This window comes from Streptomyces bullii, assembly GCF_042657145.1.
Lineage (GTDB): Bacteria > Actinomycetota > Actinomycetes > Streptomycetales > Streptomycetaceae > Streptomyces > Streptomyces bullii.
In genome coordinates, this window is sequence record NZ_JBHSNY010000001.1 from 78904 (window position 1) to 100177 (window position 21274).

Consider the following 21274-nt stretch of genomic DNA (forward strand, 5'->3'; position numbering starts at 1 on the left):
CATGATGAGGCGGACCGTCCGCTTCCCCGCCGACGGACCGCCGACACGCGCCCACAAGCCCGGGAGTCCCACCCTTGTCTGCGTCGACCGAGGAATCCGTACCGGCCGAGAATCCCGCACCGGTCTCCGTCGCCCTGGTCGGCGCCGGACCGCGCGGCACCAGCGTCCTGGAACGCCTGTGCGCGTCCGCCGGCGAACTCCTCCCGCCCGGTGCGCGGCTGACCGTCCACGTCGTCGACCCGGCCCCGCCGGGCCCCGGCCGCGTCTGGCGCACCGCGCAGTCGCCCGAGCTGCTGATGAACACCGTGGCCTGCCAGGTGACCCTGTTCACCGACGACAGCGTGGACTGCTCGGGGCCGATCCGCCCGGGCCCGAGCCTGTACGAGTGGGCGGGCGGCACGCTGGGCCCGGACGAGTACCCGACCCGGGCCCACTACGGCCGCTACCTGGAGTGGGTCTTCGCGAAGGTGGTGCGGGAGGCGCCACCCGCCGTGCGCGTCGAGACCCACCGGGCCCGCGCGGTACGGCTCGACGACGCCCCCGACGGCCGCCAGTCCCTCACCCTCGACGACGGGCGGGTCCTGACCGGCCTGTCCGCCGTCGTGCTCGCGCAGGGCCACCTCCCGGCGGTCGCGGACGCGGTGCAGCGGCGGCTGGCCGCGCACGCCGAACGCCACGGCCTGCGCTACGTCCCGCCCGCCAACCCGGCCGACGTCGACCTGTCGGCCGTGGCCCCCGGTGAACCGGTCCTGCTGCGCGGCCTCGGCCTCAACTTCTTCGACCACACGGCGCTGTTGACGACCGGCCGCGGTGGCCGTTTCGTACGGACGGCCGGCGGCGCGCTGCGCTATGTGCCCTCCGGGCGGGAGCCGCGTCTGTACGCCGGTTCGCGGCGGGGCGTCCCGTACCAGGCGCGCGGCGACAACGCGAAGGGGCCGTACGGCCGTCACGTCCCGCTGGTGCTCACCCCCGAGGTGATCGCGGGCTTGCGCAAGCGCGCGGACTCCGGTGAGGCGCCCGACTTCCTCGCGGAGATATGGCCGTTGGTGGCGAAGGAGGTGGAGACGGTCTACTACACGGCCCTGATCGGCCGGCCCGGCTTCACCGAACGGTTCCTCGCCGTCCCGCACCGCGATCCGCACGAGGCCCGGCTGCTCGACGAGTTCGGCGTGCCGGAGGCCGACCGCTGGTGCTGGGACCGGGTCTCCCGGCCGTACCAGGGGCGTTCCTTCCCGGACGCGGGCGCGTGGCGGGAGTGGTTGCTGGCGTATCTGCGCGAGGACGCCGCGCAGGCCGCGCTGGGCAATGTGCGCGGCCCGCTCAAGGCGGCCCTCGACGTCCTGCGCGACCTGCGCAACGAACTCCGGCTCGTCGTCGACCACGGCGGGCTGACCGGCGTCTCCCGCCGTGACCACCTGGACCGCTGGTACACCCCGCTCAACGCCTTCTTGTCCATCGGCCCGCCCCGGCGCCGCATCGAGGAGCTCGCGGCCCTGCTGGAGGCGGGCGTCGTCGAGGTGCTCGGACCCCGGCTGGATGTGAGGGGCGAGGCCGGGGGGTGGGTGGCGCACTCGCCGGAGGTACCGGGCTCCGCCATCCGTGTGACCACGCTCATAGAGGCGCGTCTGCCGGAGCCCGACCTGCGGCGCACGGCCGACGATCTCCTCGCCTCGCTGCTGAAGACGGGCCAGTGCCGTCCTCACGTCGTCGACGGTTACGAGACGGGCGGGTTGGATGTCACCCAGCGCCCCTATCATCTGATGGACCGTCAAGGATGCGCCCACCCAAGGAGGTTCGCCTTCGGGGTCCCGACGGAGGGGGTGCACTGGGTGACGGCTGCGGGGGCCCGGCCAGGTGTGGATTCAGTCACACTGTCGGATGCCGACGCGGTGGCGAGAGCCGCCCTACGTGCGGTCGCGCCTCCAGAGACTGGCGAACCGGAAGTGCACCTATGGCCAAATGTTGAACTTGCAAGCATTGATTAGGTTCACCTAGCGTGGCGTTACCAGTCGGTTTCTGTCCCCAGACCGGCCCGCCCCGGGGCCGGCCTACCGAAGGAGCGACCCCCCACATGACCGGACGCCTCAACAGCGCCCAGCCCTACGCCCTTGGCCTGTTCCGCATCGTCGTCGGACTGCTCTTCGCCTGCCACGGCGCCATGGGCCTGTTCGGCGCCTTCGGCGGCGTCGACGGCAAGGGCGGCGCAGCCCAGACCGGCGCCTGGCCCAACTGGTACGCGGCCGTCATCGAACTCGTCGGCGGCGCCCTGGTCCTGCTCGGCCTGGGCACCCGCATCGCGGCGTTCATCGCCTCGGGCGCCATGGCGTACGCCTACTTCAAGGTCCACCAGCCCCAGGCCCTGTGGCCGATCGAGAACAACGGCGAGGGCGCGGCCCTGTACTGCTGGGCCATGTTCCTGCTGGTCTTCACCGGCTCCGGCGCGTTCGGCGTGGACCGCCTGCTGGCCAGGCGCTCGTCGGCGCAGAAGCCGGCGAGGGAGCAGGCCCCGGTGGCCGCCTGACCTCCTCCCACCGAATGTGACGCCGGGCGGTGTCCTCCCCGTACGCGGGGAGGACACCGCCCGGCGTCGCGTCGAGCTCCTCGGCGGAGCGGGGCGTCACGGCTCGGCGGGGGAACACCAGGCTCGGCGGAGTGAACTCCGTGCCGGACACACGAGCCCCCCAAGAACCTCCTGTCACACCCCAGGCGTACGCTGTATGGCTGTCATCGGCCACTCCTGCCGCTCCCCCCGCGACACAGCGCGGCACGGTCTGGCCCACGGGGGAGTCACGGGGAGTAGCGGTGCTGGAAAATATGGGGTCGCTGACCGGCAGCCCATGGATCTACGCGGTGGTGGCCCTGTCGGTGCTGCTCGACGTGTTCCTGCCGGTGCTGCCGAGCGGCGTGCTGGTGATCACGGCCGCCACGGCGGCGGCCGCCGGCACGGCGACCGACGTGCCCGACATCCTCGTCCTGACACTCTGCGCGGCCACCGCCTCCGTCATGGGCGACCTGGTGGCCTACCGCCTCGCCTGGCGCGGCGGCGCCCGCCTGGACCGGGCGATCGCCCGTTCCCGCCGCCTGACCACCGCGCAGGAACGTCTCGGCGCGGCCCTGGCCCGGGGCGGCGGCGCCCTGGTCGTCCTGGCCCGTTTCGCCCCCGCCGGCCGCTCGGTCGTCTCCCTCGGCGCCGGCGCCGCGCACCGCCGCGTCCGCGAGTTCCTCCCCTGGTCCGCCCTGGCCGGCGCCTGCTGGGCCCTGTACAGCGTGACCCTCGGCTACCTCGGTGCCCACTGGCTCGGGGCGACCTGGCTGGCCACGGCGGTCTCGGTGGCAGCCCTGTTCGGCGCGGGGGCGGCAGCGGCCTACCTGATGCGCAGACAGCCGCAGGCGGCTTCGGAGGCTTCGTAGCCGCCCAGGCGTCGAGCCTCCGTGGCGTCGGAGACGTCGTAGCGGCCTGCAGCCCTGGAGGCGTTGTAGCGGCCCGTGGCAGCGGAGGCGCGGCACAGCGCCTGACGGCACCGGAAGCGTCACAACGCCCCGCGGCATCGGAGGCGTCGTGGCGGCCAGCCGCGTCGGCCGGCCGCCACCCGCCGGGTGCTACCCCACCCGCCGGGTGCTAACCCGCCCGCCGGGCCGCGGCCCCCCGCACCTCCAGCCCGTCCAGCAGCTCGGCCGTGGCCTCCGCGATCACATCGACGGCCCGTTCGAACACCTCCTGGTTGTGGGCGGCAGGCGCCCGGAAGCCGGACACCTTCCGCACGTACTGCAGCGCGGCAGCCCGAATCTCCTCCTCGGTGGCCTCCTCGGCCAGCACTGGGGGACGCAGCGTCTTGATACTCCGGCACATGCCCCCAGTCTGACCCGCCGGACCTGCCTGGGACCACACCCCGCGCACTTGCGATGATCACCGCGGCGGCCACCACCGAGGGGCCGACCGACGAGAGGAACATCCACCATGGGCAACGAACTCACCGTGGCCGTCCTCGGCCCCGGCGGCGTGGGCGGTCTCCTCGCCGCCCTGCTGTCCCGCGCAGGCCACCGGGTGATCTGCCTGGCCGGCGAGGCGACGGCCGACACCCTGCGCACCCGGGGCATCCGGGTACACAGCGCCCGGTTCGGCGACGTCACGGCCGAGGTCGAGGCGGACACCCACCTGCGCGAACCGGTCGACGCCTGCCTGGTCACCGTCAAGCACACCAGCCTCGACAGCGCGCTGACCCGGGTCCCGCCCGCCGCTCTCGGCGACGGCCTCCTCGTACCGTTCCTGAACGGCGTCGAACACCCCGCCGCCCTGCGCGCCCGCTACCGTCCCGACCGGGTCGCCCCCGCCGTCATCCGTGTCGAGTCGACCCGCGTGGCCCCCGGCGTCATCGACCACGGCAGCCCGTTCGCCGAGATCGACCTCACCGGCGCCCAGGTGCCCCCCGCACTCCTCGACATCCTTGCCGGAGCCTTCGGCGCCGCCGGCCCGGCCACCCGGGTCCTGGCGGACGAGACGGCCGCCCTGTGGGCGAAGATGGCGTTCCTCGCGCCGTTCGCGCTGCTGACCACCCGCTACGGCCTCCCCCTGGGCGACGTCCGCACACGCCACCGCGCGGAGTTGACCGCCCTGGTCGAGGAGACGGCGGCGATCAGCCGCGCCTGCGGCGCCCCCGGCGACCCGGCCGAGGCCCTCGCCCGTTACGACGCCTTCCCTCCGCAGACCAAGTCGTCGATGCAGCGCGACGCCGAGGCGGGCCGGCCCCTGGAACTGGACGCCATCGGCGGCGCGTTGCTCCGCGCCGCCGCACGTCATGACGTACCGGCCCCGGTCACCGCCCGGGTGACCGGGGAGTTGAGGGCTGCTGCCGGACACTGAGGGCGGCCGGTGTCGGTCGGGGCCCGTTCGCATGAACCACGGGAAGAAACACGCCACCTAAAATCGAACAGGCGTATCATTGGGTCGTGGCTACGACCTATGACTTTCCGAGTGACCTCCTCGCCGGTCAGGAGGAACTGCATCAGGTCCGGGCCGAGCTGTCGGCCCTGCTGAAGCGGCTGCCCTGGTCGGTCGAGCCGCTGGACGGCTTCAGTGACGACAACGGCTGGCGCAAGGTGGAGCGCCCCGCCTCGCCCGGCTGGACCGCCGACGAACAGGCCGAGGTGGAGAAGCTCCGCAGACGCGAGCACGAACTCGCGGTGTTCGTCAGCACCCACCGCTACTGGTCGGAGCTCACCGGCCCCGACCGGGTGGACGCCCGCTCGCAGCTGAAGCACGCCCATGAGGCTCCGCCCGAGGACGCCGAAGAGGCATGAGAGGGGGGTGGGGAGGCAGCCGACGCGGTACGCCGGCTGCCTCCCCACCCGACCACCGTCAGACCGTCAGCCCTTGCCGAGCAGCTTTTTCATCTCGGTGATCTCGGCGTTCTGGGCCGTGATGATGTCCTCTGCCAGGGCCTTGGCCGGCCCGTTACGCCCCTCCGTCTTCTGCGTCGTGGCCATCTCCACGGCCCCCTCGTGATGCTCGACCATCATGGTCAGGAACATCGTGTCGAAGGTCTTGCCGGACGCCTTCTGCAGCTTCGCCATGTCCTCCTCGCCCATCATCCCGGGCATCCCGGAGTGACCCGAGTGGTCCATGCCGGGCATCGACTCGGGCACCTTCTCGCCCCAGGTCTTCAGCCAGCCGGTCATGGTCCTGATCTCCGGGTCCTGCGCCTTCTCGATCCGTACGGCGAGGTCCTTGACCTGCTCGGAGGCGGCACGGTCGGCGGCCAGCCGGGCCATCTCCAGCGCCTGCTGGTGGTGCGGGATCATGCCCTGCGCGAAGGCGACGTCCTGGGCGTTGTGCGCACCGGCCGTGGCCTCGGCGCTCGCGGTGGCCTCGGAGCCCGCGGTGGCATCGGCGCCGGCGGACGGCGTGGTGCCACCGTGACCGCCGTGGCCACTGCCGCCCTGGCCGTCTCCGCCGCAGGCGGCCAGGACGAGTCCGGCGGTCGCCGTCACCGCCACCAGGGCGGCCCGGCGGGTCAGCGTACGGGTGCGGGAACGGATGCCGGTACGGGTGTTGCTGGTCATGCGTGAACTCCTGCTGTGGAGAGGGGTTGGGGTCGCGTTGATGCGCCGCACCGCGCCGACGGGGCGTGGCACGGCCGGGGCGGCCCTAGATCCGCAGGAGTTGGAGTTCGGCGAGGTCCGGCGGGGCGCGCGCACCGTCCGGACCCGCCGCCGCCCACGCCGGTACGGCATCGGCCCGTACGGGCACGGGAGTCGGGTCGGCAACGATCACGGGCAGCGCCGGCCCACCGCTCACCGCCCCCGACGCGCAGGTCGGGTCGGCGTGCTGGGCGTGTCCGCCGCCGCAGTGACCATCGGTGCACTCGCCGTACAGCGCTGCTGCGAGAGGCGTGGACGGCCGGTGCTCGGCGACGACACCCGTCGTGGACGGCCGGTGCTCGGCGACGACACCCGTCGTGGACGGCCGCTGCTCAGCCGCGACGGCAGCCGTGGAAGACCGATGCGCCGCGGCGACAAGCGTTGAGGGCCGAAGCGCGGCTGCGACGGCAGTCGTGGACGGCTCGTGCGGCGTGGGCCCGACCGTCATGGACGCCGTGGACGGCCCGCTCGCTGTGGCGCTCACCGCCATGGAGGTCTCGTGCGCTGTGACGCCGACGGCCGTGGACGACCGGTCGTGGGAATGCCCCGTCGCATCGCCCCCGGGCGCCAGCCCGTGCATCGCGAGCACGCCCGCCAGCAGCCCGAGCACGCACACGGCCCGCCACCACCGCACGCGCGGTCGCGGGTCTCGCTGCTCCGGGCTGTTCACGGGGCCCATCCTAGAGAAACGCCCCGGACCGAGGGCGGCCCGGGGGCGTTACATGGGTGAACTGGGTGGGCGCGGACGGTTTCGAACCGCCGACATCCTGCTTGTAAGGCAGGCGCTCTACCCCTGAGCTACGCACCCGTTCCCCGGGCTGCGCCCAGGTCGAGTCGACAGCCTACATTGCCTGGGCCCAGGTCCGGCAAACCCGTGTGCAGGGGGTTATCCCCACCTGTGATCGGGGTGTCCGCCCGATCGTCCGGCGGGCGGCGGATCCCTACCGTTCTCAGGAGTGGAACCGACCGACTCGGACCTCGGTCCGGCCCCAGGGGGAGAACATCATGGCCCGTACCACCACCGCTTCGGCCCGTGCGGCCCTCGTCACCGGTCTCGTCGCGGCGCTCGCCGCCACCGCCGTCGCCTGCGGACCCTCCGCGACCGACGACAAGGACCCCGACCAGCGGGCCTTCGAACTGGACGGCCGTACGCTCACCGTCGACGCCGACGACTCGGCTCTGGAGATCGTCGCGTCCGACGACACCGCGGAGGGCACGGTCGAAGTCACGCGCTGGTTCAAGGGATCGGTCGCGATCGGCGAGGACCCCAAGGCGCGCTGGTCGATGGAGGGCGACCGCCTGGTGCTGCGCACCGACTGTTCGGGCTTCGTCTCCGCCTGCGGCCCGGCACCGCATCGAGGTCCCGCGCAAAGTCGGCGTACGGGTCGACAACAACGACGGGAGCGTGCGCGCACGGGGCTTCAAGGAGGCAGTGGACATCACCACCGCCGACGGGTCCGTCGACGTCACCGACTCCAGCGGGCCGCTCGCACTGCGCACCGGCGACGGCTCCATCCGGGCGGAGGTCACCTCCCGCCGGGTGCGCGCCCGGACCAGCGACGGCTCGGTGGCCCTGGAACTCGGCGCCGTACCGGACCGGGTCGAGTCCCGTACGCAGGACGGGTCGGTCTGGATCACCCTGCCCAGGGCGGAGTACCGGGTCTCCACCCGCACCGGTGCCGGTGCGCAGGAGGTGTCCGTGCCCCGGGACGATTCCAGCTCCCATGTGGTCAAGGCCGAGACGGACGACGGCAAAGTCACCGTCAGTACCGCGAACTGACCGGCCCGTGTGTTCGTCCATAACCGGTGGGACAATGGCACCGGGCAGGGTGGACGACAGTGCGGGAGAGGGATGTGACGGCGACACCAGCACAGCCGGACTCGCCGTCGGTGCCGCGCGCCCACCGCGCGCGTCGTGTCGTACACCGCGCCGTACCAATCCGCCCACGCCGCAGCGGACCGGCCCGGCCGCGCCGGGCGCCCGGGCCGGTCCGCGACGCGCTCACCCTGATCGGTCTGCCGCTGATCGCCGCGCTTGCGCTGCCCGCCGCGTTCGCCGGCGGCGGCACCCGGCGCTGGTTCGGCGGGCGGGCCGAGAGCCAGCGGGCCGAGGCACAGGCCGCGAAGGACGCGGCGGCAGCCGCGTTCTACGACCTGGACACCGCCCAGCGCGACCTGCGGATCTCCATCGAGACGATCACCGCCGTCGACGACTCCCCCGCCGCCCGGCGCGCGGTCGCCGACTTCGAGGCGCTCGGCCGGCGCATCGACGAGGTCAGCCACCGGTACATCAACGCCGTCGACGCCCACGACCTGGACCGGGACGACCTGGAGGCCTCGGCCGCGTCCCGTGCGCGTGCCGAGCTGACCGCCGCCAAGGAGGAGCTCGGGCAGGTCAAGCAGGAGCTGGACCAGTTCGCCGACGGCCTGGGGCCGCTGCTCGGCAAGGCCGAGACCCAGCTCGCCCGGCTCGCCCCCGCCGTCGAACGCGCCCGGCAGGCCCTGCTCGCCGCCTCCAATGCCCTGGATACCGTCCGCTCCTCCGGTTTGAAGGCGGACGACCTCGCCACCCGGCTGGCCGCCCTGTCCCCGGAGCTGACCCGACTGAACCAGGGCGCCGGGCAGCACGGTGTGCCCCAGACCCTGGAACGGGCCGAGCGGGTCACCCGGGAGGCCGAAGCGGTCCGTGTGGAGGCCGAGCGGCTGCCCGAGCGGGCCGCCGAGATCGACCGCCGGCTGGTCTCCCTGCGCACCCGCGCCCAGGCCCTCACCACCCGCGCCGAGCAGGTCGAGCCGGTGCTGAGCGAACTGCGGCGGCGGTTCACGGTGGCCTGCTGGCAGGACCTCCAGCACGTGCCCGAGCAGGCCGCCGAGACCGTACGGCAGGCCGAGCGGAAGCTGGCCGAGGCGCAGAGCGCACGGGACGAGCAGCGCTGGGCGGACGCGACCGCGCTGCTGTCGACGGTGCGGGCACTGCTGAACGCCACCGACGAGGCCGTCTCTGCCGCCGGAGACCGCCTGCGGCGCCTGAACGCCGTGCAGAAGGACTCCCAGCACGAGATCGAACGCACCCGCTTCGCCATCCGTGACGCGCAACGCCTCGCCATGGCCGGCCGCAACACCCCCGACCCGCGCCACGCCCGCCCCCTGGACGACTCGGTGGCCCGTCTGGACCGCGCGATCGCCACCCTGGAGGGCCGCCACCCCGACTACTGGCACTTCTTGACGGAGACGGAAGCGGTACGACGGACGGTGGCACGGGTGGTGGCCCAGATCCGGGAGGAACGGGGAGCCGCACCGCACTGACGGCCGGCGGCCCGGGGGGCCGTACCGACCGGGGCAGTGGCGCCGGGGCGGCACCGGTTCCGTCCCGCATGGTGTACCGGACGCCCGCCGCGCACGCCGTCCGCCGGTTAACCTGTGCCCATGCCTCGCTACGAGTACCGCTGCCGTACCTGCGGCGACACCTTCGAACTCAGCCGGCCGATGGCCGAGTCCTCCGCTCCCGCCGCCTGCCCCGCGGGCCACGACGACACGGTGAAGCTGCTGTCCACGGTCGCGGTGGGCGGCACGGCCTCCTCCGCCCCGGCTCCCGCGCCCCGCGCGGGCGGTGGGGGCGGCTGCTGCGGCGGCGGATGCTGCGGCTGACGCCGGGGCGCCGTCCCGGGGGGCCGGCTCAGCTCCCCAGGTAGCGGAGCACGGCCAGGACCCTTCGTGAATAACCTTCACCTCCCGTCAGCTCGAGCTTGTCGAAGATCGCGTCGGTGTGTTTCTCCACCGCGCTCTGCGAGATGTGCAGCCGTCGCGCGATCGCCGCGTTGGTGTGCCCCTGCGCCATCTCGGCCAGCACGGCCCGCTCCCGTGCGGTGAGCCGGGCGAGCAGGTCGGTGTGCGTGGTGCGGCCGAGCAACTGGCGTACCACCTCCGGGTCGAAGGCGGCCCGGCCACGGGCGACGCGCTCCAACGCGTCCAGGAACTCGTCCACTTGGACCACCCGGTCCTTGAGCAGGTAGCCCACGCCTTCGGAATCACCGGTCAGCAGCTCCGTCGCGTACCGCTTCTCGACGTACTGCGACAGCACCAGCACACCGACCTGCTGGGACTGGCGCTGCGCCGCAACCCCAAGCGGGCCCACCTGGATCGCGCCGAGAAGGCCGAGAGCCCAGCGGCAGGCCACGTACCGCAGGGCCCGCACCTCCGTGTACGCGGGCGGGATGGGCACGCCCAGCCAGGTCTTCAGCCGGGCGCGCTCCCACTCGGTCAGTCTTCGCGCGCCCGTGAGAAGGGGACGGAGCACGGCGCGGCGGCCGGCCGGCCAGGCCAGCACCGGCAGCAGGGTCAGGCCGGCCAGGACGGTGAAGGGCAGCTCGACGGCGGCCGCGGCGGCTCCTGCGATGAGCCCCACCGCGCACCTCAGTCCACGTCGCGCCATGTCTCGCATGATCGCGAGGCCAGCCCGGCGCGAGGGCCGAGCACACTGCGGAAAACCGCAATTCCCGCCTGTGGTCGACCGCAGGTCATCGTGCGGTCCTCCTCAGGGTCTCTTCAGCCGCGATTTCCTAACGTGATCGCATGACAGCCATCGCAGCGCAGACGATCACGGCGTCCACGACGGCCGGGGCACCGGTACGGGTCCTGGCCGCGGACGGCGGTGCCGCACCGCAGTGGGTCCTCGACCTCATGGACGCGTTGGGCGCGCCGGGCGCGGGCCTGGCGATCGCCTTGGAGAACCTCTTTCCTCCCCTGCCGAGCGAAGTGATCCTGCCGCTCGCCGGGTTCGCGGCCGGCAGCGGCCGAATGAGCCTGCTCGCCGCCCTGTTGTGGACGACAGCGGGCTCAGTGATCGGCGCGCTCGCGCTGTACGGAGTGGGGGCGCTGCTCGGCCGCGACCGGACGCTCGCGATAGCCGCCCGGCTGCCGCTGGTGAAGGTGGCGGACATCGAGCGTACGGAGGCGTGGTTCCTGCGGCACGGCACCAAGGCGGTGTTCTTCGGCCGGATGATCCCGATCTTCCGCAGCCTGATATCGGTGCCAGCGGGCGTGGAGCGTATGCGCCTGCCCGTGTTCCTCGGCCTGACCACGCTGGGCAGCGCGCTGTGGAACACCGCGTTCGTGCTGGCGGGTTACGTGATGGGGGACAACTGGCCCGAGGTCACGCGCATCGTGTCGACGTACTCGAAGGTGGTCCTCGTGGGGGCCGCGCTGGCGGTGCTGGTGTTCATCGGCCTGCGTCTGCTGCGGCCGGGCGACGGCCGGCGTCGGCGGGGGCGGGCGGGCGCACGCCCCCAGGACGCGGATGTCACCGTGGCGGCCGCACCGCCCGCAGGAACTCCCGCAGGATCCGTTCCCCCGCCAGCACACCCCGCTCGGGAAGCGCGCTGATCGCGGGGGCCGTCCAGCCGCTGTCGGCCAGCTCGCCGTGGCCGGGGCGCCAGCCGCGGTCCGCGGCGAGGAGGAGGTCGGCGTCGAGGAGGGAGTCTCCGGCGGCGAGGGTGAGGGTGGCGCCGGCGCGGCGGGCGACCTCGTGCATGGCCGCGCTCTTGGTGAGCGGCTTGGGAACGGCGTAGATCTTGCGACCTTGAAGGGAGACGGTCCAGCCGCGGTTCTCCGCCCACACCGCGAGTTCCTTCACCCAGTCCTCGGGCAGGAGTTCCCGCTCGACGACGAGGTAGGCGAAGAGATCCTCGGCGATCCGGTGCTTGCGGACCCAGACCGGGTCGGCGGCGCGCAGCAGGTGCTCCTGCACCTCGTCGAGCGGGGCGCACTCGTCGGCCAGGTGGGCGGTCACGCGCGCGTGCCACTCGGGGTCGCTCACGCCGTCCACCAGCAGGTGCCCGCCGTTCGCGCAGATCGCGTACTTCGGCGGCGGGCCGGGCAGGTTGATGCGCTGGTACTGCTTGCGGGTGCGGGTAGTGGTGGGCACGAACAGCGCGGTGTCGCCGAGGTCGGTGAGGAGCTGGGCCGCCGTCTCCGTCATGTACGACAACGGCTTGCTCTCGTGGACCTCGACACAGAGCAGCCGGGGCGCGCGGGCGTCCGGCATGGTCAGTGCAAGAGCAGCGGAGGAGTAGATCAGTGTGCGATCGAGGTCGCTGGCGACGATCACCGGCATCAGACCGTCACCGCCTTGCCGTCGGCGCCGGTGGCGCCCCGGGTGTACTTGGGGTGGATCAGGCCGACACAGGTGTAGTGCAGGTCGGTGACCTCCTCGACGGGCACGCCGCGCTGTTCGGCGAGCAGCCGGACGTGGTCGAGGTCGCTGCCCGCGCCGGCCCGGGCCAGCACCTTCCAGGGCACGCGGCGCAGCAGCACCCGGGTGGTCTCGCCGACCCCGGGCTTGACGAGGTTGACGTCGTGGATGCCGTACTCCTCGCTGATGCGCTCGACCGCCGCCCAGCCCTCCCAGGTGGGGGTGCGGTCGGTGGCGAGCAGTTCCTTGGCCTGGGTGTCGACCGCGTCCGTGACCTCCGGGAAGCGGGCGGACACGGCGTCCACGAAGGCCACCGAGACGTCGACGCCGGCGAGTTCGCGGTAGAACTTCGCGCCGTGGTAGTCGTGCGGGCCGACCAGGTCCGCTCGCAGCACGGTACGCGAGATCAGGCCGGAGACCGTCGAGTTGAGGCAGGCGGAGGGGATGAGGTAGTCCTCGCGGGTGCCGTAGGTCCGCACGCACGAGCCGGGGTCGGCCAGCACGGCGATCTCCGGGTCGAAGCCGGTGATGCCGTCGGACGTCTCGAACTCTTCGAGGGCCTGGGCGAGTTCGCGGGTGATGGCGCCCTTGCCGGTCCAGCCGTCGACGAAGACGACGTCGCGCGGGTCGTGGTGTGCGGCCAGCCAGCGCAGCGCGTTGGCGTCGATGCCGCGGCCGCGGACGATGGACACGGCGTAGTGCGGCAGCTCGACGCCGTGCCGGTACTGAGCCCAGCGGCGCATCAGGATGCCGATCGGGGTGCCCGCGCGGGCCAGGGAGACCAGGACGGGCCGGGGCGAGCGCTCCGCGAGGACCGTCTCGGTGACCACGCCGACCGCCTGGGCCAGCCGGGCCGCGGAGGCGTCCAGGGCCGAGTGGAACAGGCGCTGGTACTGCTCGCTCGGCTGGTACTCGACCGGCAGCGACTCGGCGTAGTGCGCGCCGCCACTCTGGATGGCCTCCTCCCGCTCCTCGGTCGGGGCCTCCAGCGTCACCTCCGAGAGGTCCTGCAGCAGCCAGCCGACCTCCTCGGGCGCGTACGAGGAGAAGACGGGGCCACGGAGCGGCGCTGGCAGCATGGAGGGCCTTTCGGGGGCGGACGGCGGTGCGGGGACGTAACTGGGCACGACCGCGAGGAGGACCTGCGGGGTGTGCGCGGCGAGCCGGGCGAGCAGGCCGTCGGGCGCGCGCAGGGCGGGGGTGTCCGCGACCGAGTCGACGACGGCGACGACGGCGTCGAAGCCGGCGCCCGCGACGTTGTAGGCGTAACGGTCGCCGGGGCCGTCGGCGGGGTCGTCGTGGGCGGGGAAGACCAGGCGGGTGCGTATCGCGTAGCCGGGGTCGTCGACGGCGAGGACGGGCGAGCGGGTCGTGGTGGAGTAGCGCACCTCGGCACGCACCGTCTGCTCCAGCGCGTGGGCCAGTCTCAGCGGCGCGTACATCAGCTCCTCGAAGCCGAGGACGAGCACACGTCGGGCGTCGCGGGGCAGCGCTTTCGAGAGCCGCGCCGCCATGGCGGGCAGGGCGGCCTCCAGTCGTGCCCGATGCGCGGGGGTGAACCCGTGCCGCCCGCCGTCGGGCAGTCCGCGGGGCCAGTCGAGGTCGACGCGGGTGACACGGCCCTGCGACGGCGGCTGCTCGGCGGCTTCCGGCGGCTGGTGCCGCGCCACCAGTTCCTGTCCCTTGTGCAGGACTCCCTCCGGCAGGGTCACCGTGCCGGAGGCCGCCGCGACCAGGTCGACGCGGGCGCCGATCTCGCGGGCGAAGTCGTCGAGGCGGTCCGCGTCGGCGGCCGAGCGCATGTCCACGAGGGCGACCACGACGTAGCGCCGGCGCGGGTAGCGGGCGTGCAGCTCGCGGATGGTGTTCAGCACCGTGTTACCGGTGGAGAACTCGTCGTCGACGAGGACCAGCGGCCCGTCGCCAGCCAACAGCGCCGGGTCCTCGGGCAGCAGGAGGTGGGAGGTGGCGTGGGAGTGGGACTCCTCGAAGCCGCCCGCCTGGGCGACACCGGTGACCGGGCGGCGGGTGGAGTGCAGGTAGGGCGCGGTGCCCAGGCCGTCGGCGACCGAGTGGCCGAGCCCGGTCGCGGTCTCCGCGTAGCCGAGGACGACCGCCTCGCCCGCCTGGTCTGCGAGCAGTTCGCGCACGCGCCGGCCGAGCGTGACGCCGTGGCCGTACACGACGGACGGCGACTGCGGGACGTGCTTGCCGAGCACGTTCGACACGAGCAGGTGGGCCCGCTTGGGGTTGCGGCGCAGCGCCAGTCCCAGCAGGTCGGTCAGCGTGTCGTCACCGGTGAGCTCGACACCGAGCCGTTCGGCGACCCAGCTGCCGGACCAGACACCGCCGGCTCTGTCCGCCGCCCCGGCCCGCGCCGCACGGCGCGCCTCGGGGCGTTCCCCCTCGTTCACTGCCTTCTCCCTGAGTTCCTTGCGTCGGTTTCCCTGCATTCTGCCTGGTCAGTCGGGCAGTCCGGCGGCGAGCAGCTCCACGAAGCCGATGTCCTCGTTGGCCACGCCGAAGACCTCGGCGCGCAGCAGGGTCCGCTCGGCCCAGGCCCGGTGCGGTTTCACCTCGTTCATCTTGTTCGTGTACGCCGACCTCAGCACACCCCCTCCACAGCGCTCGGGCTTCAGGATGTCCTGGGCGTCGCTGTACTCCTCGTGACTGACCACCGACAGCGCGTGCACCGCCGGGACGTGCGAGGGGTGGATGCAGGTCTTGCCCAGCAGGCCGTTGGCCTGGTCCAGCGAGATCTCCCTCAGCAGGCCGTCCATGGCGTGCTCAATCAGCTTCTCGCGCAGCTCGACGGCCTGCACCTCCAGGAAGGGGCTGTGCCGCAGCTGTGGCTTGAACATGCGCTCCTGGACCCGGAAGTACTCCCAGACCGGCCCGGTCACGGTGAAGCCGGTGCCGTCGGCCCGCCCCAGCATGTTCACCACGTCGGCGATCACGGAGGCGACGATCTGGACGTCGTAGGCGGTCATGTCGGGCGCTCTGCGCAGTCCGTAGGAGGAGCAGAAGTCCGTCACGCCGAGGCGCAGGGCGAGGACGCGCTCGCGGTACTTGTCGACCGCGCGGTAGATGCCCTCCAGGGTCGCCACGCGGGACTCCCGGTACAGCAGCTCCGGCGACTCCAGGACCGGCATGGCGAAGAGCCGCTGTCCGCTGTCGGCCTCGGTGTCGGCGAGCGCCTCCAGGAAGGGCATGCCGCGTTCCTCGGTGAACTTCGGCAGCACGAACCCGGACAGCAGCCGGACGGACGGGCCGAGACGTCGTGCCAGGTCGGGGATCTGCTCGGGGAAACGGACCCGGATGAACAGCAGCGGCAGGTCCGCCCCGGGCCGGGCGGCGAGGTCCGCGAACTGCCGGACGAGGTTCTCCTCGCCGGCGGCGACGTCGGCGTCGTCGATCGAGTCCTCCAGGCACAGCACCATCGACACCACGCCGCGGGCCGCCTGCTTCACGATGTCGTCGGCGAGGCGGGGCCTGGTAGCCGGACTGTAGAGCGTGGCGCCCAGGGCCGCGGCCAGGAGCCGGGCCGGGGACTCCGGCGTGAACGCGCACGGCTCCCGGTGGAAGAGACGCTTCCGCAGCTCAGGGGCGATGTGCCCGAAATGACGCATGAGACTCCCCCGTGGTGGTTGGGCGACCTGTGGACTGCCCGAAGGTGGCCGGTAATAGTACGTAGAACTCCATGTCGGAGGTTCCCTTCGCGCATGAACTTCCGGTTACCCACCTGCGTCGAGGACCTACCCCCGCGTTGTCGTGAGCAGGACCGAGACGGCAGGATGACGGCATGACGCACGCGATGCTGAAGGGGTCGAACGTCCCGCTGGAGGCCACCACGGTGCGCGCCGTGCTGCGCTGGACGCCCGGGCAGGGGGTGCCCGACGTCGACGCGTCCGCGCTGCTCCTCGGCCCCGACGGTCGTGTGCGCTCCGACGAGGACTTCGTCTTCTACAACCAGCCCCGGCACCCCTCGGGCAAGGTCTGGTGGCTCGGCAAGAAGCGGGTCGCCGACGGCTCCACCGACACGATCCAGACCGATCTCGCCGGTGTCGAGTCCGAGGTGAGCCGAATCCTGCTGGTCGCATCGGCGGACGACGTCCCCTTCGACCAGGTGCCGGACCTGCGCATCCTGCTGTACGACGCCACGGTCGCCGACGGTGAGCCGCTGGCGTACTTCGACGTCGAGCCGCAGACGGGCAAGGAGACCGCGCTGATCTGCGGTGAGCTGTACCGGCGCGGGGAGGGCTGGAAGTTCCGCGCGCTGGGCGAGGGCTACACCAACGGCCTGAAGGGCCTGGCGACCCAGTACGGCATCACGGTGGACGAGTCGGAGGCGGCGGAGGAGGAGCAGCCCGCGGCGGCCACATTCGCCGCTCCGGCCCCGTCGACCGCTGCCACCCAGCCGGTTCCGCCCCAGTCGACGCCCGAGGTGTCCCAGCCGCTGCCACCGGAGCAGCCGACGACGGCGCCCAGCCAGCCGTCGGCGCCCGCCCAGCCGACGGGTGTCCCGGCCCAGCCCGCGTACGGCTACCCGCCGCAGCAGCCCCCCGCGACGACGCAGCCGGCGTACGGCTATCCGCACCCGACCAGCCAGCCCGCCTACGGCTATCCCCAGGCGCCGGCTGCCGCGGCGACCGCAGCCCCGTCCGGCTACGGCTTCCCGCCCCCGGGCGCCCCGGTTCCCGACCCGGACTTCAGGCTGCCGCCGCAGGGGCCACAGTTCATCGGACGTTGAGAAGGCGCATCTGAGGGGCGCCGGGACCGGGCGACAAACCGGCGGCGAAGCGCAGCCGCCCACGCCCACCGCGCCCCGAGCGCTCGGGTGCCAGCCGAGTCACCAGGCGAAGGGCACGGAGCGGCGGCGGCGAACCGTCACCGCTCCACCTTGCTCTTGTAACCCCGCCCCCACTGCAGGCCCCACCCGTACAGCCGGTCCAGCTCGGCCTGGAACCCGTACACGAACTTCACCTCGCGCCGGACGATGATCTCGTTCTTGACGTTCTCGATCATCACCACGGCGCAGGAGCGGGCCTGCGGCTGCCGTTCGTCCAGGCCTATCTCGATGCGCGGCCCGTTGCTGGGGAACAGCGTCACGAGTGCGTGCGTACGGTCGAATGCCGGCGTCTGGTCGTAGATGTAGACGAAGACCAGCAGTCGCCTGATGGACTCGCGGTGGTCGAGGTTGATGTACATCGTCTCGCCCGACGCCGATCCGAACCGGTCGTCTCCGCTGAGCTTGACGTACGGCGCTGCGTTGACGTCCCCGAGGAAGCCGCCGAGCGGCTGTACGACGCCCTTGGTGCCGTCGGACAGCTCGTACAGGCAGCCGAGGTCGAGGTCGACGTTGACCATGCTCTGGCTGTGGCCCATGACCTCGGGCGGCTTGAGCGCCCGGAACGGGTGCCGCCACAGGCTCTCCCGCTGGGAGCCGCCGAAGTCGGACGTGCGCATCCGCCAGGACAGATTGATGCGGAGGTGGCCCGAGGCCGCCCCCTGTTTGGTCAGCGACACCGTATGGTGCCGTTTGGTCAGCTCGATGGCGCTGGACCCCGGGCTGCCCGAGTCGAACTCGGCCGCGCGTCCGCCCAGGAGACCGTCGAAAAAGCCCATTCCCGCCCCATGTCCTTACGTCGTCAACGCCGCGGGGCGGCCGTCGAGGAGTCGTCCCCGATGGCCGCCCCGCACAGAGCGTTCCTCACACGGAAGGTCGTCACACTCCGGACGAGACCTCAGTCTTCTCGTCCGACCCGGCTTTTCCCTCGGCCGCCGCCAGTGCGCGGTTGCGGCGGACGGAGGACCAGAAGGAGGCGCCGATCAGGACGACACCGATGAGACCGGTGATGATCTCGTTGATCTCGTACTGGATGGTGACGAGCAGGATGACGGCGAGGGCACCGATCGCGTAGTGGGCGCCGTGCTCCAGGTAGACGTAGTCGTCGAGGGTGCCCTGGCGCACCAGGTAGACGGTGAGGGACCGGACGTACATGGCGCCGATGCCGAGGCCGAGGGCCATCAGCACGATGTCGTTGGTGATGGCGAAGGCGCCGATGACGCCGTCGAAGGAGAAGGACGCGTCCAGGACCTCCAGGTAGAGGAACATGAAGAACGCGGCCTTGCCGGCCAGCGCGACGGCGGACTTGGGCTTTCCGGTCCGCTCGGCCTCTTCCTCCGCTTCGTGCTCGCGCTCCTCCTCCTCTTCGAGCTTGTCCTCGAAGTAGCCGGACAGACCGCCCACGATCATGTAGGTGATCAGGCCCGCGATGCCGGACAGAAGCACCGTCTCGGCCTTGTCGACGTGTGCGCCGCCGTGCTGGTGGGCGTGGGTCGCGAAGGTCATCGCCGAGACCAGCAGGATGATCAGCGCGATGCAGACCGACAGCATGTCGACCCTGCCGAGCTTGGCCAGCGGCCGCTCCAGCCAGCCCAGCCACTTGATGTCCCGGTCCTCGAAGATGAAGTCGAGGAAGATCATCAACAGGAACATGCCACCGAAGGCCGCGATCGCCGGGTGGGCGTCGGTGACCAGCTCCTGGTAACGGTCCTTGTCGCTCAGCGCGAGGTCGACCGCCTCGATCGGGCCCAGCTGGGCGCTGACGGCGACGATCACGACAGGGAAGACCAGCCGCATGCCGAAGACGGCGATCAGGATGCCGATGGTGAGGAAGATCTTCTGCCAGAAGGCATTCATCTTCTTCAGAATTCCGGCGTTGACCACCGCGTTGTCGAAGGACAGCGAGATCTCGAGGATGGACAGGATCGCCACGATGCCGAAGGCGGTCCACCCCCCGAAGAGGATCGCTGCGACCAGGCCGAGCGCGGTGACCGCGAACGACCACCCGAAGGTTTTCAGAACCACTGGCTACCCAATCGTGTGTGTACGGGGCTCCCCCGCGCCGTACCCGGCTTTACGAAACATTGACTCCGAAGTCTAGAGCGATCCCCCGCAGCCCCGACGCGTACCCCTGTCCCACGGCCCTGAACTTCCATTCGCCCTGGTACCGGTAGACCTCACCGAAGATCATCGCGGTCTCCGAGGAGGCGTCCTCGCTGAGGTCGTAGCGGGCGAGTTCCTGGCCGTCGGCCTGGTTCACCACGCGGATGAAGGCGTTGCTGACCTGGCCGAAGGTCTGGCCGCGCTCGTCGGCCATGTGGATGGAGACCGGGAAGACGATCTTGTCGACCTGCGGGGGCACCTTGGAGAGGTCGACCAGGATCGACTCGTCGTCGCCGTCTCCCTCACCGGTGAGGTTGTCGCCGGTGTGCTCCACCGAGCCGTCGGGGCTCTTGAGCTGGTTGTAGAAGATGAACCACTCGTCCCCGAGCACCCGGCCGCCGCCGCACATCAGCGCGCTGGCGTCGAGGTCGAAGGGTGCTCCGGTGGTGGAGCGCGCGTCCCAGCCGAGCCCGATCATCACCTGCGTGAGGTTCGGTGCGGCCTTGGACAGGGAGACGTTGCCCCCCTTGGCGAGCGTGACGCCCATGATGCTGGTCCCTCCCCTGTTGGGCCTGTCTTTTCGGATCACCCCGGGGCGGCGGGGCCCGGCACGCACACCGACCCCGCTCACCGGCGCTTGTCCGGCACCGCCCCTCGGAGTCGGGCTGACCCGAAAGACAGGCCCGGTGATGCTTCTCTGGCTGTCCTGCGCGTCCGGCGCCGCACGTAAACCGTGCGACGCCGGACAGAGACCTTCGAAAAGGCGAATGGCTCAGACGTTCACGCCGAAGTCCTGCGCGATGCCCCGCAGACCCGAGGCGTAACCCTGGCCGATGGCACGGAACTTCCACTCGGCGCCGTGCCGGTACAGCTCGCCGAAGACCATGGCGGTCTCGGTGGAGGCGTCCTCGCTGAGGTCGTAGCGGGCGATCTCGGCGCCGCCGGCCTGGTTCACGACGCGGATGAACGCGTTGCGGACCTGGCCGAAGGACTGCTGGCGGTTCTCGGCGTCGTAGATCGAGACCGGAAAGACGATCTTCTCGACGTCGGCCGGGACCGCCGCGAGGTTGACCTTGATCTGCTCGTCGTCGCCCTCGCCCTCACCGGTGAGGTTGTCGCCGGTGTGCTCGACCGAGCCGTCCGGGCTCTTGAGGTTGTTGAAAAAGATGAAGTGCTGGTCGCTGGCGACCTTGCCGGAGTTGTTCAGCAGCAGCGCGCTGGCGTCCAGGTCGAAGTCGGTGCCGGTCGTGGTGCGGACGTCCCACCCCAGACCGACGATGACCGCGGTCAGGCCCGGCGCCTCCTTGGTCAGCGATACGTTGCCGCCCTTGCTGAGGCTGACTCCCACGAGTCCTCCATTGGTGTCCAGGGGCGGGGTGCCCCGTAGTGCTCGGATGTCGGATCAACGAGTCGATCCTAGTGACGGGTTCCCGCCCCCCGCAGGCCCCGGAGCCGAAGAATCACACGGTGTCGGCCGTGCCCGGCGGCGTCACAGGGTGTCGAGCGCCTTCACGTAGTCGTTCAGGTCACGCGCGTCCGGCAGTCCGTTGACCACGGTCCACCGCACGACGCCTTCCTTGTCGATGATGAAGGTCCCGCGCACGGCGCAACCCTTGTCCTCGTCGAAGACGCCGTACGCGCGCGAGACGTTGCCGTGCGGCCAGAAGTCCGACAGGAGCGGGTACTCCAGCCCCTCCTGCTCGGCGAAGACGCGCAGGGTGTGGATGGAGTCGTTGGAGACGGCGAGCAGCTGGGTGTCGCGGTCGGAGAACAGCGGCAGGTGGTCGCGCAGCTCGCACAGCTCGCCCGTGCACACGCCGGTGAAGGCGAAGGGGTAGAAGAGCAGCACCACGTTCTTGCGGCCGCGGAAGTCGGAGAGCTTCACGGTCGCGCCGTGGTTGTCCTTGAGCTCGAAGTCGGGAGCCTTGTCGCCGACCTGGATCGCCATGGTCCTGTTGGTCCCTTCGGAGGTCGTTCGGGCGAGAACACCCTACGCA

At 71.7% G+C, this 21274-nt stretch carries 21 protein-coding genes, 1 tRNA gene and 1 pseudogene; 10 read left to right on the forward strand and 13 right to left on the reverse strand.

Features of this window, described 5'->3' with window-relative positions; translation table 11 throughout:
- Positions 1–74: 74 nt before the first annotated feature.
- The 3 genes from ACFPZJ_RS00395 (at position 75) to ACFPZJ_RS00405 (ending at position 3411) form a co-directional block, all read left to right on the forward strand.
- Positions 75–1985, forward strand: coding sequence for an FAD/NAD(P)-binding protein (locus ACFPZJ_RS00395; protein WP_381015570.1), 1911 nt, complete (start codon positions 75–77; stop codon positions 1983–1985).
- Between the two features lie 86 nt (positions 1986–2071).
- The gene (locus ACFPZJ_RS00400; protein WP_381015573.1) at positions 2072–2521 is read left to right on the forward strand and encodes a DoxX family protein; all 450 of its coding nucleotides are present in this window, start codon (positions 2072–2074) and stop codon (positions 2519–2521) included.
- Positions 2522–2814: 293 nt separating this feature from the next.
- Positions 2815–3411, forward strand: coding sequence for a DedA family protein (locus ACFPZJ_RS00405; protein ID WP_381017253.1), 597 nt, complete (start codon positions 2815–2817; stop codon positions 3409–3411).
- Positions 3412–3619: 208 nt separating this feature from the next.
- Here ACFPZJ_RS00405 and ACFPZJ_RS00410 read toward each other — a convergent pair whose 3' ends face one another.
- Positions 3620–3850, reverse strand: coding sequence for a DUF2277 domain-containing protein (locus ACFPZJ_RS00410; RefSeq protein ID WP_381015575.1), 231 nt, complete (start codon positions 3848–3850; stop codon positions 3620–3622).
- 108 nt (positions 3851–3958) lie between these two features.
- On the opposite strand from ACFPZJ_RS00410, the gene ACFPZJ_RS00415 reads away from it, so the two are divergent.
- Together ACFPZJ_RS00415 and ACFPZJ_RS00420 are read left to right on the forward strand one after the other, a co-directional pair.
- Positions 3959–4861: a ketopantoate reductase family protein gene (locus ACFPZJ_RS00415; protein ID WP_381015578.1), complete on the forward strand. Its 903-nt coding sequence runs from the start codon at positions 3959–3961 to the stop codon at positions 4859–4861.
- A gap of 86 nt (positions 4862–4947) precedes the next feature.
- Positions 4948–5298 (forward strand): hypothetical protein, encoded by a 351-nt coding sequence (locus ACFPZJ_RS00420; RefSeq protein WP_381015580.1) that lies wholly within the window; start codon positions 4948–4950, stop codon positions 5296–5298.
- Positions 5299–5364: 66 nt separating this feature from the next.
- On the opposite strand, the gene ACFPZJ_RS00425 is transcribed toward ACFPZJ_RS00420, so the two are convergent.
- The 3 genes from ACFPZJ_RS00425 to ACFPZJ_RS00435 all read right to left on the reverse strand — a co-directional run bounded on the left by ACFPZJ_RS00425 (position 5365) and on the right by ACFPZJ_RS00435 (position 6946).
- Positions 5365–6060 carry a DUF305 domain-containing protein gene (locus tag ACFPZJ_RS00425; RefSeq protein ID WP_381015581.1) on the reverse strand — a complete coding sequence of 232 codons (696 nt, stop codon included), beginning with the start codon at positions 6058–6060 and terminating at the stop codon, positions 5365–5367.
- Between the two features lie 85 nt (positions 6061–6145).
- Positions 6146–6808: a DUF6153 family protein gene (locus tag ACFPZJ_RS00430; protein WP_381015584.1), complete on the reverse strand. Its 663-nt coding sequence runs from the start codon at positions 6806–6808 to the stop codon at positions 6146–6148.
- Between the two features lie 66 nt (positions 6809–6874).
- Positions 6875–6946, reverse strand: a tRNA-Val gene (locus tag ACFPZJ_RS00435).
- Positions 6947–7143: 197 nt separating this feature from the next.
- Here ACFPZJ_RS00435 and ACFPZJ_RS00440 point away from each other — a divergent pair.
- From ACFPZJ_RS00440 to ACFPZJ_RS00450, 3 genes and pseudogenes are all read left to right on the forward strand, one after another.
- Positions 7144–7918: pseudogene (locus ACFPZJ_RS00440) on the forward strand (DUF4097 family beta strand repeat-containing protein).
- 74 nt (positions 7919–7992) lie between these two features.
- Positions 7993–9444 (forward strand): coiled-coil domain-containing protein, encoded by a 1452-nt coding sequence (locus ACFPZJ_RS00445; protein WP_381015586.1) that lies wholly within the window; start codon positions 7993–7995, stop codon positions 9442–9444.
- 120 nt (positions 9445–9564) lie between these two features.
- Positions 9565–9786, forward strand: a complete 222-nt coding sequence (locus tag ACFPZJ_RS00450) for an FmdB family zinc ribbon protein (RefSeq protein WP_381015589.1) — start codon at positions 9565–9567, stop codon at positions 9784–9786.
- 28 nt (positions 9787–9814) lie between these two features.
- Here the strand turns inward: ACFPZJ_RS00450 and ACFPZJ_RS00455 are convergent, their stop codons facing one another.
- Entirely contained in the window at positions 9815–10570 is a 756-nt protein-coding gene (locus ACFPZJ_RS00455; protein ID WP_381015591.1) for a response regulator transcription factor, read from the reverse strand.
- A 140-nt stretch (positions 10571–10710) separates the two neighbouring features.
- On the opposite strand from ACFPZJ_RS00455, the gene ACFPZJ_RS00460 reads away from it, so the two are divergent.
- A complete protein-coding gene (locus tag ACFPZJ_RS00460; protein WP_381015593.1) occupies positions 10711–11520 on the forward strand; it encodes a DedA family protein in 810 nt (269 codons plus the stop codon).
- Here the strand turns inward: ACFPZJ_RS00460 and ACFPZJ_RS00465 are convergent.
- From ACFPZJ_RS00465 to ACFPZJ_RS00475, 3 genes are read right to left on the reverse strand one after another with little or no spacing between them, the layout of a single operon-like run.
- Positions 11438–12250 carry an HAD family hydrolase gene (locus tag ACFPZJ_RS00465; RefSeq protein ID WP_381015596.1) on the reverse strand — a complete coding sequence of 271 codons (813 nt, stop codon included), beginning with the start codon at positions 12248–12250 and terminating at the stop codon, positions 11438–11440. The two genes, ACFPZJ_RS00460 and ACFPZJ_RS00465, sit on opposite strands and share 83 nt — an antisense overlap.
- Complete coding sequence (locus ACFPZJ_RS00470) at positions 12250–14781, reverse strand: phosphoribosyltransferase (protein WP_381015598.1); 2532 nt, start codon at positions 14779–14781, stop codon at positions 12250–12252. The genes ACFPZJ_RS00465 and ACFPZJ_RS00470 overlap by 1 nt, the downstream gene beginning before the upstream one ends.
- 9 nt (positions 14782–14790) lie before the next feature.
- Complete coding sequence (locus ACFPZJ_RS00475) at positions 14791–15957, reverse strand: HpcH/HpaI aldolase/citrate lyase family protein (protein ID WP_381015601.1); 1167 nt, start codon at positions 15955–15957, stop codon at positions 14791–14793.
- A gap of 173 nt (positions 15958–16130) precedes the next feature.
- Here ACFPZJ_RS00475 and ACFPZJ_RS00480 point away from each other — a divergent pair, with 173 nt between their 5' ends.
- Complete coding sequence (locus tag ACFPZJ_RS00480; RefSeq protein ID WP_381015604.1) at positions 16131–17078, forward strand: TerD family protein; 948 nt, start codon at positions 16131–16133, stop codon at positions 17076–17078.
- Positions 17079–17215: 137 nt separating this feature from the next.
- Here the strand turns inward: ACFPZJ_RS00480 and ACFPZJ_RS00485 are convergent, their stop codons facing one another.
- From ACFPZJ_RS00485 to ACFPZJ_RS00505, 5 genes are all read right to left on the reverse strand, one after another.
- The gene (locus ACFPZJ_RS00485; RefSeq protein ID WP_381015605.1) at positions 17216–17953 is read right to left on the reverse strand and encodes a TerD family protein; all 738 of its coding nucleotides are present in this window, start codon (positions 17951–17953) and stop codon (positions 17216–17218) included.
- A 100-nt stretch (positions 17954–18053) separates the two neighbouring features.
- A complete protein-coding gene (locus ACFPZJ_RS00490) occupies positions 18054–19199 on the reverse strand; it encodes a DUF475 domain-containing protein (protein ID WP_381015608.1) in 1146 nt (381 codons plus the stop codon).
- Positions 19200–19248: 49 nt separating this feature from the next.
- Positions 19249–19824, reverse strand: a complete 576-nt coding sequence (locus ACFPZJ_RS00495; RefSeq protein ID WP_381015610.1) for a TerD family protein — start codon at positions 19822–19824, stop codon at positions 19249–19251.
- A 225-nt stretch (positions 19825–20049) separates the two neighbouring features.
- Entirely contained in the window at positions 20050–20625 is a 576-nt protein-coding gene (locus ACFPZJ_RS00500; RefSeq protein ID WP_381015613.1) for a calcium homeostasis/redox stress adaptation protein, read from the reverse strand.
- 141 nt (positions 20626–20766) lie between these two features.
- A complete protein-coding gene (locus tag ACFPZJ_RS00505) occupies positions 20767–21225 on the reverse strand; it encodes a peroxiredoxin (RefSeq protein ID WP_381015615.1) in 459 nt (152 codons plus the stop codon).
- Positions 21226–21274 lie beyond the last annotated feature (49 nt).